The 18,418-nt window shown below is 41.8% G+C and carries 18 protein-coding genes and 1 pseudogene; 6 read left to right on the top strand and 13 right to left on the bottom strand.

The genetic code is table 11. The features are described from left to right. The first annotated feature begins 200 nt into the window (after positions 1-200). Entirely contained in the window at positions 201-719 is a 519-nt protein-coding gene (locus AB4114_RS05905) for a C40 family peptidase (RefSeq protein WP_441987591.1), read from the top strand. A 131-nt stretch (positions 720-850) separates the two neighbouring features. On the opposite strand, the gene AB4114_RS05900 is transcribed toward AB4114_RS05905, so the two are convergent. The 5 genes from AB4114_RS05900 to AB4114_RS05880 form a co-directional block, all read right to left on the bottom strand. Continuing rightward, positions 851-1,537, bottom strand: coding sequence for a response regulator transcription factor (locus AB4114_RS05900; RefSeq protein WP_441987590.1), 687 nt, complete (start codon positions 1,535-1,537; stop codon positions 851-853). Continuing rightward, positions 1,534-3,012 (bottom strand): ATP-binding protein, encoded by a 1,479-nt coding sequence (locus AB4114_RS05895; protein WP_441987589.1) that lies wholly within the window; start codon positions 3,010-3,012, stop codon positions 1,534-1,536. The genes AB4114_RS05900 and AB4114_RS05895 overlap by 4 nt, the downstream gene beginning before the upstream one ends. Before the next feature lie 16 nt (positions 3,013-3,028). Continuing rightward, positions 3,029-3,775 (bottom strand): ABC transporter permease, encoded by a 747-nt coding sequence (locus AB4114_RS05890; protein ID WP_441987588.1) that lies wholly within the window; start codon positions 3,773-3,775, stop codon positions 3,029-3,031. Continuing rightward, positions 3,768-4,511, bottom strand: a complete 744-nt coding sequence (locus AB4114_RS05885) for an ABC transporter ATP-binding protein (RefSeq protein ID WP_441987587.1) — start codon at positions 4,509-4,511, stop codon at positions 3,768-3,770. Before AB4114_RS05885 ends, AB4114_RS05890 begins: the two co-directional genes overlap by 8 nt. A gap of 79 nt (positions 4,512-4,590) precedes the next feature. Then, positions 4,591-5,514, bottom strand: a complete 924-nt coding sequence (locus AB4114_RS05880; RefSeq protein WP_441987586.1) for a hypothetical protein — start codon at positions 5,512-5,514, stop codon at positions 4,591-4,593. Positions 5,515-5,734: 220 nt separating this feature from the next. Between AB4114_RS05880 and AB4114_RS05875 the strand changes: the two genes are divergently transcribed. After that, positions 5,735-6,496 carry a YheC/YheD family protein gene (locus tag AB4114_RS05875; RefSeq protein ID WP_441987585.1) on the top strand — a complete coding sequence of 254 codons (762 nt, stop codon included), beginning with the start codon at positions 5,735-5,737 and terminating at the stop codon, positions 6,494-6,496. A 94-nt stretch (positions 6,497-6,590) separates the two neighbouring features. Here the strand turns inward: AB4114_RS05875 and AB4114_RS05870 are convergent, their stop codons facing one another. Continuing rightward, the gene (locus tag AB4114_RS05870; protein WP_441987584.1) at positions 6,591-7,358 is read right to left on the bottom strand and encodes a YheC/YheD family protein; all 768 of its coding nucleotides are present in this window, start codon (positions 7,356-7,358) and stop codon (positions 6,591-6,593) included. A gap of 417 nt (positions 7,359-7,775) precedes the next feature. Continuing rightward, positions 7,776-9,086, bottom strand: coding sequence for a bifunctional DedA family/phosphatase PAP2 family protein (locus AB4114_RS05865; RefSeq protein ID WP_441987583.1), 1,311 nt, complete (start codon positions 9,084-9,086; stop codon positions 7,776-7,778). A 52-nt stretch (positions 9,087-9,138) separates the two neighbouring features. On the opposite strand from AB4114_RS05865, the gene AB4114_RS05860 reads away from it, so the two are divergent. Next, positions 9,139-9,396, top strand: a complete 258-nt coding sequence (locus AB4114_RS05860) for a YheC/YheD family protein (protein WP_441987836.1) — start codon at positions 9,139-9,141, stop codon at positions 9,394-9,396. Between the two features lie 539 nt (positions 9,397-9,935). Here AB4114_RS05860 and AB4114_RS05855 read toward each other — a convergent pair. From AB4114_RS05855 to AB4114_RS05840, 4 genes are all read right to left on the bottom strand, one after another. Next, positions 9,936-10,601, bottom strand: a complete 666-nt coding sequence (locus AB4114_RS05855; RefSeq protein WP_441987582.1) for a PspA/IM30 family protein — start codon at positions 10,599-10,601, stop codon at positions 9,936-9,938. A gap of 1 nt (position 10,602) precedes the next feature. Next, the gene (locus AB4114_RS05850) at positions 10,603-11,025 is read right to left on the bottom strand and encodes an LPXTG cell wall anchor domain-containing protein (protein ID WP_441987581.1); all 423 of its coding nucleotides are present in this window, start codon (positions 11,023-11,025) and stop codon (positions 10,603-10,605) included. 138 nt (positions 11,026-11,163) lie between these two features. Beyond that, entirely contained in the window at positions 11,164-12,471 is a 1,308-nt protein-coding gene (locus AB4114_RS05845; protein ID WP_441987835.1) for a sensor histidine kinase, read from the bottom strand. Then, the gene (locus AB4114_RS05840; RefSeq protein ID WP_441987580.1) at positions 12,449-13,141 is read right to left on the bottom strand and encodes a response regulator transcription factor; all 693 of its coding nucleotides are present in this window, start codon (positions 13,139-13,141) and stop codon (positions 12,449-12,451) included. The genes AB4114_RS05845 and AB4114_RS05840 overlap by 23 nt, the downstream gene beginning before the upstream one ends. A gap of 1,003 nt (positions 13,142-14,144) precedes the next feature. On the opposite strand from AB4114_RS05840, the gene AB4114_RS05835 reads away from it, so the two are divergent. Both AB4114_RS05835 and AB4114_RS05830 read left to right on the top strand, forming a co-directional pair. Further along, the gene (locus tag AB4114_RS05835) at positions 14,145-14,981 is read left to right on the top strand and encodes a glycosyltransferase (protein ID WP_441987579.1); all 837 of its coding nucleotides are present in this window, start codon (positions 14,145-14,147) and stop codon (positions 14,979-14,981) included. Positions 14,982-15,020: 39 nt separating this feature from the next. Next, entirely contained in the window at positions 15,021-16,361 is a 1,341-nt protein-coding gene (locus AB4114_RS05830; RefSeq protein ID WP_441987578.1) for a sugar phosphate nucleotidyltransferase, read from the top strand. Positions 16,362-16,506: 145 nt separating this feature from the next. Here AB4114_RS05830 and AB4114_RS05825 read toward each other — a convergent pair. Beyond that, positions 16,507-16,698, bottom strand: a pseudogene (locus tag AB4114_RS05825) (phosphatase PAP2 family protein); the annotation flags it as partial. 166 nt (positions 16,699-16,864) lie between these two features. On the opposite strand from AB4114_RS05825, the gene AB4114_RS05820 reads away from it, so the two are divergent. Continuing rightward, positions 16,865-18,079 carry a COG4705 family protein gene (locus tag AB4114_RS05820; RefSeq protein ID WP_441987577.1) on the top strand — a complete coding sequence of 405 codons (1,215 nt, stop codon included), beginning with the start codon at positions 16,865-16,867 and terminating at the stop codon, positions 18,077-18,079. Between the two features lie 79 nt (positions 18,080-18,158). On the opposite strand, the gene AB4114_RS05815 is transcribed toward AB4114_RS05820, so the two are convergent. Further along, complete coding sequence (locus AB4114_RS05815) at positions 18,159-18,401, bottom strand: HPr family phosphocarrier protein (RefSeq protein ID WP_441987576.1); 243 nt, start codon at positions 18,399-18,401, stop codon at positions 18,159-18,161. Positions 18,402-18,418: the final 17 nt, after the last annotated feature.

Genomic DNA, 18,418 nt, shown 5'->3' with positions numbered 1-18,418 from the left:
CTAGGTTTGTGGGCCTTTTTTGTGATGTCAATGATTTTATGCTCAGTAAACTCTCATCGTTTTCTAATAAACCTTTCTCTAGCCCTGTGAGCCCTCTATTACAGCGCTAGTTAGAAATCCTTAGGAGGTTATAAGTGTGTTAAGGTTATCCCAGGCCAAGTGAACGCCTAATACACGATCCTTAAGGAGGATATCCAATCATGAATACTATGAAAACGAATCGCCTGAGAAAGTCGCTATTAGGAATTACACTTAGTGTTTCCTTATTTGCTTCTATGACTGTCATGGCTGTCCCACATGCAGCTCACGCAGCTACATCTAATACGGTATCTACGGCATCAACTTCCGCCTCTACCAAGGCTAACAGCATCATTAGCTTGGGTAAAAGATACCTTGGTGTACCTTATAAGTTCGGCTCTCAGAAAGGAACTACACGTACATTTGACTGTTCTTCCTTTACGCAATATGTCTATGGTCAGTATGGAATTACGTTGCCACGTTCTTCTAAAGAGCAGTCACAAGTAGGTACTTATGTACCGAGAAATCAACTACAACCAGGAGATCTAGTCTTCTTCTATTCCCCAATTCATCACGTCGGTATTTATATCGGGAATGGCAAGGTTATGCATACGTACGGCAGCCCGGGTGTAACGATTACGGATATGAACGCTGGTTGGTGGAGCACGCATTACAAGACGGCTCGCCGCGTAATTAAATAACGATAACCTAAATAACAAGACCTCCTTCACTTCATTAGTGAGGGAGGTCTCTATGCCATACATCATAGTAGATTCTTCGCTTCATGATCTCTACACTTTCCGGGAATGATAAGAATATGCTCTAAGATACACTAAACGCGAAAACGATAGCCAGCTCCCCATACGGTTTCTATATACTGCGAGTTGGACGGTTCGATTTCAATCTTCTCTCTTATTTTGCGAATATGGACCGTCACGGTTTGGGAATCCCCCACGGCATCCATGCCCCAGATACGTTCAAAAAGGTGATCCTTACTAAACACCCGATTCGGATTCATCGCAAGGAAATACAGCAAGTCGAATTCCTTGGTCGTTAGATTGATTTCTTGCTCGTGAACGAATACGCGGCGCGATCCGTTATCAATGAGCAGTCCATGAATGCGGATCTCATCCTTATATTCCTTCGTCCCTATTAAACGATCGTATCTTGATAAATGCGCTTTGACCCTAGCGACCAACTCTACAGGCTTAAATGGCTTGGTAATATAGTCATCCGCACCTAGTCCAAGACCACGAATCATATCGATATCTTCTTTTTTGGCGGTAACCATCAGGATAGGAATTTGATGCTTTTCACGGATTTGCTTACAGACTTCGAACCCGTTAGTCAGTGGCAGCATCACGTCAAGTATGATGAGGTCATACTCCCCGGTTAGCCCCAGCTGCAGGCCTCTCTCCCCATCCGTCGCGATATCGACCTTGTAGCCACTCACTTCTAAATAATCCTTCTCGAGTTGCGCAATAAGTTCCTCATCTTCGACAATTAGAATTTGTTTCATGCTGATCCACCATCTTTGAGCCTTCTAAGCGGCAATTTTATGGAAATACAAGTTCCTTCATCCTTCACACTGCGCGCCCCAATAGTTCCTCCATGGCCTTCAATCATTTGCTTCGAAATCGCGAGCCCAAGTCCGCTTCCACCTTGTTGACTGTTACGAGACGGGTCTGCCCGATAGAACCGATCAAAAATATGAGGCAATGCTTCAGCGTCAACGCCAATTCCGTTATCCGTGATTTCAATCATGACGTATTCCCCTGTTATTTTCGCATGCAAAGTAATGTATTTCTCCGATTTGTTCAAATATTTCAACGAATTATCCAAAATATTAGCGAAAACGCGTTTAATTTTATCCCGATCCAGTGAGACCAGAACCTGTTCCTGCAGAGTGATTTCCGACTTATAATGAACGCCTTTTTTACCAAGTTCAAAATCCAATTCATCTGACCAGTCCAATAAAAATGAGGCGAAATCTACGATTTCAAAGTTAAAAGGTACACGCTTCAAATCCAATTTGGAATATAAAAATAATTCATCAATTAAATGATCCATCTCTTCCGCTTTGGCCGAAATAATTTCAATATATTTCTGCTTTTTATCTGGTGTATCCGCAATCCCGTCGCCTAAACCATCCACATAGCCCCTAATGGCCGTAAGTGGTGTACGAATGTCATGCGAGATGTTAGAAATCAGCTCTTTCCTATTTTCTTCATATTGAATCTGGGTTTGGATCGATTCCTTCAATTGTTTCCGCATTTGTTCAAAAGCAATGCTTAGTTGCCCGATTTCATCTTTATTCGTGATGTGTACTTGAAAATCAAGATCTCCAGCTTGAATCCGTTTCATGGCATTTTTTAGCTTACGAAGCGGCTGGACAATACTTCTTGAGACATAAATCGTTAGAAGCGTATGAGTGAGAATCAGAATAATAAACAACATTAGAAATAGGATCGGAAAAAACTTTTGGGTAAAGTTAACGAGAGGGCTAACTGTGGTGATAATAAACATACTGCTGGGCTGCTGCCCATTATCCAGAAAATCAAATGAATTGACTTCCAACAATTCCTTGCCATAACGCTTAGCATCTTCATGCTCCGGACGACCCGGGTGCTTAAATTCAGGCAATTGCAAGAGAATATCCGAGCTTTTTAAAGTCGGGGATACATAGATCAGCGTATTGCCCTTGCGAACAATTAAGTTTGCCTGATTGGTTTGAAGATCTTGATCAAGTTCTGCCAAGTAGCTCAAATCTGTCAGGATATTCGGATTTTTCTCCGAAGTTCGCTTCAATTCTTTAAACGTATGCTCCACATTCTGATCCTCAAAGAGTCCGACCCCTGTTCGCAGTTGATCACGAATGCCCTGGAAATCACCGCGGAAAACAAGAACGAGTAATGCAGCCGTAATGATCATCATCACGAGTGGAACGAGCAGCATGGCCGCATAGGATAGCAATAATCTCAGCCGAATGGACATGTTTGGTTTCCCCGCATTAGACTTCTTTTTTATCGAATTTATAGTAACCTATTGCCAAAAATAATAACCAACTAGAGAGTAAGAACAAAAGTGAGGTCACTAATCGACCTGATGGAACGGTCTGACTTAACCATAACACATGCCAGTCTGTATAGGAAAATGGTGAGAAAGCAGATACAGAGCTTAATAGGAATGGCGCTATTTTCGCTGCCGCGTACAAGACGATGGAGAAGACCATAAAGCTGCTTGCGCTTTTAAAAAACTGTGCTACAAAAATAAATACGGCTGACAAGGCAAACATCGAAACGAACGCTGCTAGATAAGCAATGAAGATGTGGAAGGTATCTGTGAAACCAGCTGATGTCCCCGTAAACAGGTTGCAAATGAAGGTCACGATGCCAAGAATAATCAGTATGCCTGCTATACCTGAGCCTAGCGCAGCGATTTTCGTGCCATAGACTTGATAGCGTGAATTCGGGCGAAGTAAGGCAAGTTTTAATGTTTTAGCCGCGATTTCATTCGGGAACAAATCGCCTACCATGGTGAAAATAAACAGCGGAATCCACAAGCTTGTATAAATGCTCAGCATTTGTATCGGGAAAGTCTGGCTCACGGCAATAAGCCCTAGAATAGGCTGTAAGGCATGGAGCGAAAGGGCAAGCAAGATCGGCAGTAAAGCTGAAAGAACGACAAACAGCACAATTTTCTTTCGATAGAACATTAAGTAAAGTTCGTTTAAGTAACCAGCGCGCCAACTATGCACAATCGAGCCCCTCCTTTTCCTCCGACAACTGCAGTTCATCAATATAGAATTGTTCTAAGGATTGATTGCTTTGCAATAAGTCAGACACGTACCCTTCTTTTTTCAACTGTCCTTCTACGACAATCCCAACGCGATTACACAACTGCTCCAACTCATGAATCATATGGCTCGAAATGAGAAATGACGTCCCCTTCTCAGAGGAAAGTTGATTAATTAACTTACGGAACATTACCGTGCCTTCAATATCCAAACCATTGGTTGGTTCATCCAAAATGACTAACTTCGGCTCTGGAAGAATGGCTGCGGCAAGTGCTAACTTCTGCTTCATGCCCGTTGAGAAGCCTTTAATTTTCTCTTTGCGAACCTTGAACAGGCCAACTCTTTCCAACACTTCTTCCATGCGAGCGCGTGTGACTTTGGGGTAGAAGCGTGCAACAAGCTCTAAATATTGCCAGGCACTTAGGAATTCATGGAAATCAGCAGATTCAATCATACTGCCAACTTGCTGCATCCCTTGTGCGAAATTATCGGCAAGATTGGTATTAAACATAGAAATCGTCCCTTGATCAGGGCGAATAAGTCCCGTAATTAGCTTAAGAAACGTCGTTTTACCAGCGCCATTGGGCCCAAGTAAACCATAAACATCCCCTTCATGCAACTGGAGATTCATATCTCGAATTCCGCGATCATTCTGATATACCTTACTTAAATGGGATGTCTCTAAAATCGTATTCATCAGGCTTCCCCTTTCTTTATGAGATAAGCAGATAGGCTAGAATCCTAACCTATCTGCTTGATGACATGACTAATTGCGATTAATCGTTCGCGTCATGCTCTTTTCCATGTCTATCATGCTTCACCGTTTGCATGGTTTTGCCCGTAAGATCAATTGTATCCGGTGTTGTATTGTTGTAATCGGATAGATCTGCTTGCAAATGAAGCGTAACTTGATGTGCAACACCGCTATCATCTTTACCAGAAACCGTTAGATCCGCTTCTTGATGGGAGATATAATTCGCAGCATTAACGGTTGCTTTAATGGATACACTTTCAAGTTTAATATCTTGTGTCAACTGCGGCGCAGCATTTTTCAAGAAATCTTCATTGAAAGGTAATTCGTTCGCATCCGTGCCATTCGCTTCTTTTTCGCCATCGTGTTCATCCTTGGTTGCTTCTTTCAAAGCGATTGGTGCTAGGGCATTAACAACCGTAGGGATTTGAGCATTCGTCAGTTGAACCGAGATATCCTTGGATCCATCAGCTTTCGTGTCAACAGTTACAAAATCCTTCAAATTCCCAACAAGTGCATCAATCACGGTTTCAACTTGTTGAGGAATCTCCGTTTCGTTCACAGATTTCTCCTGTTTGTGTCGCTTCTCCATTTCTTGATTTACGAAGTACACATCGCTTGCATCAGTCTTAAGTACGGTTTGATTACTTTGCTTATAGAAGCTGAGCGACTGGTCTGTCCCATTGGCTGTCACTTTTGCAGTACCGCTTGCCGTTTCTGAATCCAAGCTAAGCTTGAAATTGCCGCTTGCATTTGCAAGCACTTTGCCATTGTCTTGCAAGGAAGCTGCCGCTTGAACCGCTACGTTTTGGATCGTTTTCGTATTCTTAAGTGCTGACTTATAAGCGTCATAACCCGATGTACTTGCTAATGCACTAAATCCCGTTGTTACCATGACAATAGAGCTAATGCCAACAGCGCTGCCTAACAAAATCCACTTCTTTTTCATGTTATCCTCCTAATAGTTGGTATGATGGGCTTACACCTAAAGGATAGACAAGAGAAATGAAGTGCTTATGAACCGTTTCTTAAATCTTTCTTAACTCTGAGGTTTGCTAGCCAAAAAAAATAATTTCCTTTTAGACTCCACTCCAAGTCACTCCACTTTATTTGAATATGATAATGGGTATGATCCAAGCCAATTCCCAAGTAAAGGTGCTGTGTTGACAATGAATCGTGCAAGAACAGTAGGAAGTAAATGGGTAAAAACGAAAGTTCTATTACGCCATAAAGAACTGCGCAAATTTGTTCCGGAAACAAGAACCTACAGTCAAACCAACCTGCTTCAGATGTTAATCAAACATAAGATGGTTTATGTGAAGCCCGACCATKGTACTGCTGGGAATGGCATTATTCGAGTGGTGAAAAGTGATAAATACCACTTAAAAGCCGGTAAAGTTGCTAAATCATTTGGAACGTTTCAAAGCTTATTCGCTGCTCTGAACAAAGCCAAGTTAAACCGATCTTACCTCGTTCAACAAGGCATTCATCTGCTAACCCATCACAAGCGAATATTCGATATACGTATTATGGTGCAAAAAAACCAGATGAAAACTTGGGAGACTACTGGTTATATCGGTCGAGTGGCGCATCCCAAAAAAATAGTGACGAACTTTCATAATAGCGGGAAACCGTTACCCTTAGAATTGCTGCTTAGTTCCTATGTAAATGGACAGAAGAAAAAGGATTATATCCATAGCCTGCGAAATTTAGGATATCGAATTGCTAAGCACTATCAGACGAGTTATCCGAGATTCAAAGAGATTGGTATCGACATTGGCATCGATAAAAAATTGAAACCATGGGTACTAGAAGTTAATACATCACCGGATCCCTTTATTTTCAACCAACTACAGGATAAAAGGATGTTCTTCAAAGCTCTGCATTACGCGCGAGCAAACGGTCGGTTCTTACGTCTGCGACGGAAGTAAACCCAAAAACTCCAATCCATCTTAAACATGGGATTGGAGTTTTTTTGCTTTGGAGGAGAATCGAAGCTAGCAAACCACCTCTTTAGCTCCCCTTTCACTTTCTACTAATCTTTCCAGCTCGGAGAGCTTTCAAATAAGTATTTCTTACGCTTTTAATTTTTCGATACATCGTTTTATCTTTGAGTTTGTTAAACAACTCATGAGATGGATAGTCAAAATTGACTTCAATGATCCATAGTTTGTGATGTTGATCAATACCAAAATCGATGCCAATTTGAGAAGAATATTTGTATTTATTAAATCGATTACATATACGATGGCTTAAACGAATTAGTTCATGAATAATTCTTTGTTTCTGAATAGGGGATAAACGAAGTGATATGTCTAACGCATTCCCAATCGAAGTTGCATATCCCCCTCCCCTATTTACGTTCGTAATCACACTAGATCGCCCAGCAACTTTGGCTAACATTCCTGCATACTGCCACTGATTCTGTGCGTTTCGCATCATCATGACTCTGATATCAAAAGGTCTCGTATTGAGTATTGCTAAATCAATCGTTCTCTGGATGATATATAGGCCTGTGGATGTTTGCTTTTGTATGGCGTTATACGTGGACTCAAGGTTCCTAAAGGATCGGACATCCCCTTTTACTTTAACAAACCTAAACTCTTTTTTCGTAGACCAAACTTTTATTATACCTTTGCCCATGTGAGACATATTCGGTTTTATGAAAACGGATTGATACCGTCTCATTAAACGATAAAAAGAACCCCGATTCAATACCGATGTCGGCGGTAAGTAAGCTCGGATCTGCGGATCCTTTGAATAAAATAAGTGCAAACCTAACTTACCAGGCATGCTATCCTCTCCCCTATCTCAATCTCCACTTTTAAATCTCAATTACTTCTTTATATTCTTAAAGGAAGGGGTTTGAACCCTGGAAAAACACAAAAAAGAAGATGGTCGTTATAAACGTCCATCTTCCAGCTTCATTTCGTATAGTCAATGTCTGCGTATTCTTTAGATTAAGACAAATCTAAGAATTTGACGAAGAAAAAGAAATCTAAACACGATAAAACCTCTTTCATTCATGAATTTAATTCTTATTCTGTTTAACCCTTTTGCCACGACGCGCGCATTAAAAACGGTGATTGTTCCATTGGCGTTTCTATAAACTATGCCATAAAACTGGTTAACAAAAAGCATCATATATCAACTCCTTTCAAATGAGTTAATATATCTTATTCTTTTGATTCATAGATGTGAGGGCGAGTTTCATAGATTACTATGGTTAAATTCTCTAATTATATTTCTGCGCAGCATACGAAGAGTCTCCAGAAGGATCACGTTCAAGCTGAGCCATATACCACCAAATACATAACCCGCGACAACATCACTTGGATACTGGACATAAAAGAAGATACGACTGATCCCGACTAGCAAACATAGCGTAATTACTACMAAGGTCACTGTTATGCGAATGTTTAGATTCCCTTTATGTCTGACTAGTAAGTAAGCTGCGAAGCCGCATACCGTCAAGGAAATTAAGGTTTGCTCACTAGGAAATGTATAGGGAAATTCATGACTACCTGTGGAAGGTCCAACATGCTGAAATAACACACGCAATCCCTCATCCAGCGCTTCTCCTCCCATAATAACGAAGGCAAAACACATCAATTCAAGCATGCGATCCTTGCCCTTCCATACTATCAAAATTATGGTTAGCCCAATTAATGGCGTGAACACATAATAAGATCCCAGCAGAGCAAATCGATTCATCCAGTCCCCCCAGCTTGGGTCAAACGCCTCATGAATAATAAAGCTAACGACTTCATCAAAAAGCCTGAATTCATTCTCTAAGTACTCCTGAATCATGCCAATCATGAGGGATAGGCAGGCAGCAAACACTGTAAAAGCAGCAATGACAATAAACTTTACTTTCCCCATCGAATGAAAATGAGATATCCCCTTCTGAAGGCTGCTTGTCAGCAGTTCAATAAATCGAATCTTATTTCTCCGATAGACATATACGAGCAGAAAAATGAGGGCCGCAATAATCCCTACATAAATCAGGTATCGATTAAGCGTATGGTGGTATTGCTCCCACTGTGGACCTAATACCTTGCCGAGCGATATAAATACTGTCACCCAGATGAAAGCTCCAGTATAGGTATAGCAAGCATAAATCCGGAAAGGGATCCGCGTGATCCCAGCAAAGTATCCAGTAAAATGCCGAACGCCAGGAATAAAGCAGGCTACAATCAACAATTTATTGCCATACTTTTGAAACCAATTAGATATTTGGGAAAGCCTGTCAGGTCCAACATGAAAGCGAGCGCCGTATTTATTAAAAAATGGTGTGCCTAAATGAAACCCAATCCAGTAGGATAGCGTCACCCCGGTGGATACACCAGCACCAGCTGTCAATATGGCAACGATCCAATCTAGCTTCCCCTGAAAGATAAGTAGGCCTGCATAGCTCATCAAGACTTGACCGGGAAACGGCAAAGCCAGCATTTCAAGTAATAGGGCAAAAAAGAGCACCCAATAGCCATATTGCTCTAACCAATTTGTTAAAAATCCCAAATGAACCGCTCCTTCCCCTTGTATTCTGAACGTATTCCATGCAAAATAACCCATCTTAAAAGAAAATAAAGCGATCGAGCTATCCAATCTTCCTACTCTGAAAACTTCTGAACTGCTTAGGAAGTTAGATCAAGTTGCCTTACATGGCGCGGCTAAACTAGGTCCTTCCTATCGATGGGTAAATACGTTTGGCTTCGATATGGCTCTCGATACGAAAGGACGCGTTTGGATCATTGAAGTCAACCTAGCCCCACGCTTGAACTCAAGACATGAAATGTGTATGCGGTGGTACCTTACTGGTCCATTATGACTTAGAATTTGTTGCCAAAACAATGACCAAAGAAGCTCCGCCGAGCCTTCAGGCGATGAGGAAATACCTTGCGAGCCTAAGGTTTGACCAGCTTCAGCAATTTGTTGCTTGGATAAAGCGATCGCTGTGCCGCCGCTTTGTTCCACAATGGACAGAATGAGGTTCTTGGGCAGGCTTATTGGCCCTTTGTGATGCGGCTGGCTGCGTCTCTCCGATTCCGTAGTCCTTTTTAATACTTCGCATGCCATGAAATATGCAGCTGGCGGTGTGTCAGATTCATTACCTATCATCAAAAACTATGAGGAGTATCTCCGTTTGCGCAATGCATAGATGAACCTTTTTGAAGCAGGATGCGTGCATGAAAGCAAGTTAACCCATTAAAAAAATATCCATAGGCTGATCACTTTTCAAAGTGTCCAGCCTATGGATATCTACCAAACTCACGCCCAATTTGAGATACGTCTTCGCTTGCCTTTTAGCAGCCAACTTATTCCTACGAAATTAATCATAGTCTTATTAATTCCTGAATCTTTACATAGTTAATCTTCTGTTTGCAGCTTTAATTCCTCCAAAGCTTTTTCAATATTGTCTTTGAGGCCTGGATCCAAATATTGCGGTGCGGACCGGTTGACAGGCGATTGAAACCGCTGCATAGCTTCCAATTCTGCTTCAATCAACATGACTTTCTCTTCTGCGCGTGCAAAGCCTTTAGATACATTCTCGGTTTGGAAGGAAACGACGGTTTGAGACATCTCCTTCAAGGAGCTAGCCACATTTGCTCGTGACGCTAACAATAAACGACGATGGTTGAATTCTTCAGATTGAACAAGCAATTGAGCGATTCTTTCCTCAAGCACCTTCGTCTGCTCTTGGATCGTTGCATATTGTGATTGGTAAGTGGCCAGTTTTTTCTCTTGCAGCAGCTTCTCCTGAATGGCCAGCTTTGCAATGTGCTCTTCGCCTTGTTTTACAGCAAGCCTAGATTGGCGGTCTCTTTTTTCAATTTGATTTTCGGTCTCAGCGATTAGCGCGGCTTGTCTTCTTTCTATGAACAACTGATTCGCTAATGCTTTTTGTCCTTTCGCAAGTTCTAGATCGAATTCGCGCATATATTGATTCACCATATTGAGAGGTTGTTCACACTTATCTAACAGTCCGTTCGTCTCCGCTAAAAACAACTCTTTCACTCTTCTTAAGATACCCATATTAGTTTGTCTCCTTTGAATTGATTTGTTTGTTTTCCCATTGATCCAAGAAATCTGATGTGTTGATTATGGCATGCGTACTATTCGTTTTGAGCATTCCGCCATTTCTCTTTCTTCTTCTAATAATCCAGAACAACAGTCCAGCTGCTAGGACGGTTCCGCCTATCGCCATGCCAGCTTCCATTCCATCATGATGCTCATGGCCACTTTCTCGCATGCCTTTCTCATGTTGTTCACCTTTACCTGCCAACGCCTTATCGTTACCTTTCGGAATATATTGCTGGGCAATTTGTTTATCATGGTTGAAGGCCTCCTTAAAGTCAGGCCTGTCCATCTTTGCTGCCACACCTACACCGGTTCCGATTACTCCGGCAATCACAACGATAAGAAACACTTTTTTTATCCAAGTCTTACGTGGTTTCATTCTCTACATCCATCCTTTCGTTTCGTAGTTGATCTTGTTCATGTTCTTCACATAAGTAACTATAACTTTGAAAAGTAAAAGTACGGTAAATGAAAAACAAAATGCCCTCCTCTTTGATATCAAGAGTAAGGGCACCGCTTATTCAAGGTATGTGAACTTCACTGTAAAGGTACTTCCCTGATTGACAACACTCTCAACTTCAATTGAGCCGTGATGTGCTTCCACAATCCACTTTGCAATTGATAATCCAAGTCCCGCGCTACCTTCATCCCGAGAGCGATGCTTCTCTACTCGATAGAACCGGTCGAATATCCGCTGCCTTTCCTCTATAGGTATGCCAACACCTGTATCTTGGATAGCTAAGCTCCATTGTTTAGATTGTTGATCGACGGCTACAACAACGTTCCCATTCTTAGGTGTGTATTTGATCGCATTATCCAAAAGAATATATACCAGCTGCTTAATGCGCTCAATATCACCTATAACGGACAACTCATTCGGCAAATGCGCGTTCAAAACAATTCCCTTCTGGTTGGCAATTGCTTCAAAGGCTTGTACCCACTGGCGCATCCTAGGGACTAAGTCAAAAACAACAATCTCAAATTCGACAGATCCAGAATCAGAACGCGCTAATAACAGCAAATGCTGAACCATACGGCTCATCCGTCCTACTTCTTCTTTCATATCCACGATGACTTCTTTCGTATACGAAGTGAAATCCTTCCCGTTTTCTAGCTCTATGACATCCAGTGAGGTGTTCATAATACTTAACGGAGTTCGAAGTTCGTGTGAGGCATCCGCAAGAAATTGCTGCTGCTGCCGATATGACCGCTGAATGGGAATCATCGCCTTCTTGGACATGGTCAAGCTTAACCATACCGCTGCGATAAAAAAGATCACAAGAATACAAAGAAACACGATTAGAAGATTTTGAAATACATCCAAATAAAAAGTCACATCTTTAGCAACGTAAATCATACCTTTCTGGCCGTCTTGCAGAATCGCTGGACGTGCCCCAACAAATAGCAGCCTGTCCCTATCCATTAACGTTTTACCCTCACGATGATTATGAGGAACAGACAGCCATTTTAAGCGAAACTCCTCCTTATTTGGTCGCCATTCTTCAATCGTTTCTAGATTAATGCTATTGTTCGGCGGAAAAACTTCACTGCCCCCAGCCACTTTCCCATTGCTATTCACCAGATAGTAAAAGTATAAATCCTCATGATCTGAACTAGCTAGATCGGGAATCAGTGGGCTGCCATTTTCCGTCGCATACATCGTAGTTCGAATCAATTGACGATTCTCTCGGTATGCCATGGCACCAAAGAAGACAGAAACTATGATCGAGAATAGCACCAAGAATAGAATGATTAGCCAGGTGTAGGTAAAGGTTAATTTTCGCTCAGTTTGAACAAATACATCAGCCTTTTTCAGATATTTCATTTTCAAATCGATAACCAACCCCCCTGATGCTGTGAATCAACGGCTGTTCAAACTCTGATTCCAATTTATCGCGTAGCATCTTTACTGTAACATCCACATTTTTATAGGATACGTCACTGCCAACTCCCCATATACGATCTAAAATAACTTCCCGCGTCAAAACGTAGCCACTATTTTGAAGAAATAAATCAAGCAGTTGATACTCCCTCTGACTGAGGATAATCTCTTCATTATTTTGAAATAATTGATGGGAACTCCGATTTAATGAAAATGCTCCGAATGTCACAACATCCGTTTGAATAGGAGCAAAATTGCGCCGTGTCAAGGAGCGAAGACGCGCGAGTAATTCATCCATCTCAAAAGGTTTCGTTATGTAATCGTCTGCTCCGGCATCCAAACCAACAATCTTATCTTGAAGTGCATCTTTTGCCGTTAACAACAGAATAGCTCTACCATAATTTCCGGACCTCAGTTTCTTGCAAACAGCAATGCCGTCCATTCTGGGCATCATCCAATCAACAATTAGGACATCATACATGGATCCTTCTGCATAAACCAAAGCATCTTCTCCATTTTCTACCCAATCAACTTGGTACCCGCCTTTTTTTTCAAGGACATATTTCACCAGCTTTCCAAGCTTTAGATCATCTTCTGCAAGTAGGATATTCACTTCATTCACGTCCCTAAGAAATAATGATAAATTAGCACATGGAGCCGCGTGCTGTTCAACTCCTTATTGCAGTTGGTATTTAAAAAATTAAAACAAGAAAAGAACTCCTTTCGGAGTCCTCTTCGACGGTGAATAAATTGATGGTACTCTTGCCTTGAACCTTACTTTGCTCGGTCTCTACCTCATCACACTAATTGCAGTACAAGACTACATTAATGAGCTCACGGCACATCGCCTCGCTTCAATATGGATTCAAAAACAACTTCCCTGGTGTTTTATCTTTGAATGTTCTGGGACACGACACCTCGCTGTTTTCACCGTCGAAAAGTAGTATGTCCGCTCTGAAAAGGTTATATGTAACATGACTTGATTATCGTATTGTATCACCACTTATGACTCTTCGTTACCGATTGAACCCTGGAAGATTAACAGTAGAACTGAGTATCCATACAAAAGTCTTGAGTAACGATGTATTCTATCAATTCCTTTCTCCAATCCACTTAAATTATGAGTACAAATTAATACTAATTACTCCATACCATTTCTTTCTCTCGACATATCATAATAAATACATTTGATTATATGGAGATGAGCGAATGACAAACCAAATTGAAGTGTTAGTCCAACGAATTCTGGTGATTTGTTCAAAAAAGCAGTGTAGATTCGTTCATGAAAATACGGTTCACAATCGTAAAGGCTATCTGAAATCCAACAAGCTGATGTCAATATGAAGCCCTATTCTGTTGTCTGGAAAGGACCTATACACAAAAGAAGCGGGCTTGGTCGTGCAAGCAGAGCGTATGTCCGATCACTAAAGCGCCAGGGTGTTACTGTTGGAGTTGGTACTTTAAGACATGGCATAACGGTAAAAAGACGAAAAGCACTTATTTATCATCATATTCCTAGTCATATTCAATGGAAGAAAGAGCGAAGTCTTTATGGTCGAATTATTTTGAATACCGTTTGGGAAACAAGCAGGATCCCCAAGAGATGGCGTCCCCATATGAACAAATTTGATGCGGTTTGTGTACCTTCACAACATAATAAAAGGGCATTAAAGAATAGCGGTGTAAAAATACCGATTTTTAATGTTCCTCATGGTGTAGACATTAGGGAGTTTCATCCGAACAATAAGAAGTTGACCTTGCCTCGTGCGGCGGGAAAATTTACATTCGTGTCTGTCTTTGGCTTCCAGCATCGTAAAAATCCAGAAGGCTTGCTGAGGGCTTACTGGGAGGAATTTTCATCAAAGGACAACGTTATTCTTGTAATCAAAACGAATGGATATGCAGCTTATGAGAATGAGCAATGGATTAAGCGTCAGATATCGACATATAAAAAAAGGCTTGGTATCCGCAAAGATACAGCCCCTGTTGTCATCATTGGCAGGCGACTCAATGAAAGCCAGCTGAAGGGTTTGTATACGCTCGGTAATGCCTTCGTTCTCCCCACTCGTGGCGAGGGTGTCGGACTACCTTTTCTAGAAGCGTTGGCGAGCGGTGTGCCGGTTATCGCAACAGGTTGGGGCGGGCAAATGGACTTCCTTACACCCTCCAACTCGTTTCTAGTTCCTTTTAAGTTGAGGAGCCCATCAATCAGCATGAAAAGTCGGCATGCCATCTCAAGAAAGTTCAGCCATCTTTTTGCGCAAAAAGGACAACTATGGGCGGAACCGGACCTACACAGCTTGAAGAAGATCATGAGGAAAGCTTATGAGAATCCAGGACTTTGTAAAGCAAAAGGACTCCAAGGCAGAAGAGATATGTTTCAATTATCATGGGATCGAGCGGGAAAGTTACTGAAGCGTGCTGTTGAAATTGTAATGCAATCTAAGAATTAAGAATGCAGGGTGATGTTCCCCAGGGAAGGAGAAATTGGCATGCGTATAGTACTATTGTGCGGGGGCTCGGGAAAAAGGCTATGGCCTTTATCCAACGAGATTCGCTCCAAGGTGTTTCTTAAACTTTTGAAAGCCGAAAATGGTGCCAGCGAATCGATGATTGGGCGAATATGCAGACAATTGGATGAGGTGGGCCTACTACAATCCACATGTATTGTCACTCATCAAAGTCAAGTTGAAATTACGCGTAACTATGTTGGTGAACACATTCCGATCATAGAAGAACCTTATAAAAGAGGAACATTTACAGCAGTCGCTTTAGCTGTATGTTATCATCATGAGATCATGCAAGTGGATCCGAATGAAACCATTTGTATTCTTCCAGTAGATACTTATGTTGATACCGATTTTTTTCGGCTACTCCACTCCTTTCCTGTAGTCCTTTCACATTCTAAAGCAGATCTTGCTCTCCTTGGTACGAAGCCAAATCAACCCTCTGATCAGTTCGGATATATTGTTCCAGTTCTCCCAAAGGAGAATGATGAATATGCTTTCGTGCGCCAGTTCATTGAAAAGCCTAATATACTTGCTGCCAGTCAATTAATTGAGCAACACGCTATGTGGAACTGCGGTGTATTTGCATTCAACTTGGCATTCATGTTGACGTATTTGAAAGACAATGGACATCCTGTCAAAGTTGAGTCTTGGTTAGCAAATTACGAAAAACATGCAAATCTAAGCTTTGATCGAGAAGTCGTTGAGCACATACAGCCTGTTGTTGTCATGGGCTATGAAGGTCAATGGACTGATTTGGGAAGTTGGACCTCGCTTAGCAGTCATTTTGAAAATAGAGTTATCGGATCGGGACGGATATCAGATGATTCCGTGAGTTCCCATCTCGTCAACGAACTTCCCTATCCCATTGAAATTATTAGCGTTCCCGATATCATTGTTGCTGCAAGTTCTGACGGAATTTTGATCGCTAATAAAGATAAAGCTAATCAAATCAAGGATTTACTCGCTCAAGTGCCTCAGTTACCGATGTATGGAGAAAAAAGATGGGGTTCCTATCAAGTACTGAATTATTGGAAAAATGATAATGGCATTGAAACAATGATCAAGAAAGTGTGTCTCAACAAAGGAACCTCTACGAGCTATCACCTGCATCTCAAACGCCAAGAAATCGTGACGGTTTTGTCAGGTAGCGCGGAAATCCTTATGGAGGACAAACTGTATAGGCTTGTGGCAGGCGAAGCTTTACAGATTCCAGCAGGCATTAAACATGGAATCAAGGCAGTTACCAATCTTGAGTTGATGGAAGTCTTGTTAGGTGATGAACTTGTACAAGAAGATACCACTCGTTTTACTATAAACTGGTAGAAAGATCTAGCTGATTTTCACAAGAGGCTACAAATTTCAATTTACCATTACGGACTAATTATTAAGTTTTTCTGAATTTAGTAAGAGATATGGCATATAAGACAAGCCAGGACTGAGCATTCTCTGTCCTGGCTTGTCTATGTTGCTAAGGCTTACATTCCTTATGTTCAATGGATTCATAGAGACGGATTACGGACTCCGAAACCTTTTTCAGCACTTGCAGACGCATAGTCTTATTAATGAAGATTCCGACGACAGTCCCAGAAATCGCGCCTCCAATAATATCTAATGGATAGTGAATCCCAGACCAAATCCGGGAAAATTCGATGAGCGCGGCAAGAACAAACCAAGCCCGTCCTTCTTTTCGGCGCTAAAGCCAAATAGAGGCAGCTACCGCAAAAGCTGCAGCTGCATGAATAAACGATTTCTCATTCTCTTCTCATCTGGAGCAAGTAGACTAAGTAAGTCTAGGGGTTTAAAAAATCTTGAAAAGGGGATTGAGGATGAAACCGATTCAATCGAATGAAATAAAACGGATGTTAAGTAAAGTCCCAGAGGTCACCATTTATTTTTGGATCATAAAAATCTTATGTACCACAGTCGGGGAAACTGCTGCTGATTTCCTCAACGTAAATCTCAATTTTGGATTAACGGGTACCTCCATTGTAACTGGCGTCTTGTTGCTTGCAGCCATGTATGTTCAGTTTAAGTCCAAGAAATATATACCGGGCATCTATTGGTTAACGGTATTCTTGATCAGCATCTTTGGCACACTTGTTACGGATAATTTAACAGACAACTTGGGGATCCCTCTTGAGGTAAGCACGATCGTTTTCAGTGTAGCCTTAGTATTGACCTTTGTTTTCTGGTACGCCAACGAGAAAACACTCTCGATTCACTCCATATTTACGAAGCGAAGGGAAGCCTTTTATTGGTTAACCATCTTGTTCACATTTGCACTGGGGACGGCAGCTGGAGACCTCATGGCTGAAAGCTTGGGACTTGGTTATGTCGTAACAGGCGCCATCGTTTGTGCGGTGATTGCCGTCATGACTGTCGCGTGGCGAATGGGGCTTGATGCTGTGCTAGCCTTCTGGATTGCTTATATCATGACGCGTCCATTGGGTGCTTCAATCGGGGATTTCCTTTCCCAAACACAAGATAATGGCGGGTTAGGCTTAGGTGCAACGGTAACAAGCGCAATATTCATTGTGGCGATTCTGCTATTGGTCATTTACCTTTCTGTCACGAAGCGAGATTTGATACCAACGCTATCAACATCAGCCAAGACAGCAACGGAACCCAAACGATCCACCGTTCTGTGGCAAGTTGTCGTGGTAGTAGCTGTGCTAGTGATCGCGGCAGGTACAGGCTATTATTTACGGCATAATAGTCTCCAAGATGCCTTACCGCAGGGGTCTTCCTCTAGCTCCGTCACGCAAGCTTTCCCACAAGATGACATTTCGAATTTCCGTAAAATTACGGAAGATACATTAAGTCTTGTTCAAGCAGGAAATCCTTCAGCCGCAAAGACACGCGTGACTGATTTGGAGACCGCTTGGGACAAAGCTGCGGCCCGGCTTAAGTCAATAAATAAAACGAAATGGAATACGGTTGACAGTGCCATCGATAAAGTATTAAGACAAGTACGGGCTGTTCATCCAGATGCTAATGCGTGTAAAGCGTCACTTGAAGCACTGGTATCCGTACTTAACTAATACATTCGAAAGTTTAACACACTTACTTTGAGACAGAAAAGAAACGAAAGGCAATTGGCCCTTCGCTTCTTTTCTGTCTTCATTTAAAATTTAAATTAAGACCATGTTTGTCAAAAATCCTCTTCATGACCTCAATGGCATCCTTTTCATCAGGTCCATGAATATCAAGCTTATACGCTTGATTGTTGAATAGCGTAACGCTCAGACCCAGAATGCTTTTCACATCAATAAACCTCTTGCCCACCTGAATGACAATACTGGATTGAAACTGATTCGCCGCTTGATTGATTTCTACAATGGCTTTTGTTTCCAAACCACCCATACGAATCCCTCCACTTT

The sequence above is a fragment of the Paenibacillus sp. 2RAB27 genome, from assembly GCF_052115445.1.
Taxonomy (GTDB): domain Bacteria; phylum Bacillota; class Bacilli; order Paenibacillales; family NBRC-103111; genus Paenibacillus_E.
The sequence above is the reverse complement of the archived record's forward strand: the minus strand, read 5'-3'. Positions and strand labels throughout refer to the sequence as shown.

What these genes read in the sequence shown, in the direction of transcription:
- AB4114_RS05835 (WP_441987579.1), top strand. Translation starts at nt 14,145, where the DNA reads ATGAACAAATTTGATGCGGTTTGTGTACCTTCACAACATAATAAAAGG.
- AB4114_RS05885 (WP_441987587.1), bottom strand. Translation starts at nt 4,511, where the DNA reads ATGAATACGATTTTAGAGACATCCCATTTAAGTAAGGTATATCAGAAT.
- AB4114_RS05870 (WP_441987584.1), bottom strand. Translation starts at nt 7,358, where the DNA reads ATGCCTGGTAAGTTAGGTTTGCACTTATTTTATTCAAAGGATCCGCAG.
- AB4114_RS05880 (WP_441987586.1), bottom strand. Translation starts at nt 5,514, where the DNA reads ATGAAAAAGAAGTGGATTTTGTTAGGCAGCGCTGTTGGCATTAGCTCT.
- AB4114_RS05855 (WP_441987582.1), bottom strand. Translation starts at nt 10,601, where the DNA reads ATGGGTATCTTAAGAAGAGTGAAAGAGTTGTTTTTAGCGGAGACGAAC.
- AB4114_RS05850 (WP_441987581.1), bottom strand. Translation starts at nt 11,025, where the DNA reads ATGAAACCACGTAAGACTTGGATAAAAAAAGTGTTTCTTATCGTTGTG.
- AB4114_RS05845 (WP_441987835.1), bottom strand. Translation starts at nt 12,471, where the DNA reads ATGAAATATCTGAAAAAGGCTGATGTATTTGTTCAAACTGAGCGAAAA.
- AB4114_RS05830 (WP_441987578.1), top strand. Translation starts at nt 15,021, where the DNA reads ATGCGTATAGTACTATTGTGCGGGGGCTCGGGAAAAAGGCTATGGCCT.
- AB4114_RS05900 (WP_441987590.1), bottom strand. Translation starts at nt 1,537, where the DNA reads ATGAAACAAATTCTAATTGTCGAAGATGAGGAACTTATTGCGCAACTC.
- AB4114_RS05905 (WP_441987591.1), top strand. Translation starts at nt 201, where the DNA reads ATGAATACTATGAAAACGAATCGCCTGAGAAAGTCGCTATTAGGAATT.
- AB4114_RS05820 (WP_441987577.1), top strand. Translation starts at nt 16,865, where the DNA reads ATGAAACCGATTCAATCGAATGAAATAAAACGGATGTTAAGTAAAGTC.
- AB4114_RS05815 (WP_441987576.1), bottom strand. Translation starts at nt 18,401, where the DNA reads ATGGGTGGTTTGGAAACAAAAGCCATTGTAGAAATCAATCAAGCGGCG.
- AB4114_RS05895 (WP_441987589.1), bottom strand. Translation starts at nt 3,012, where the DNA reads ATGTCCATTCGGCTGAGATTATTGCTATCCTATGCGGCCATGCTGCTC.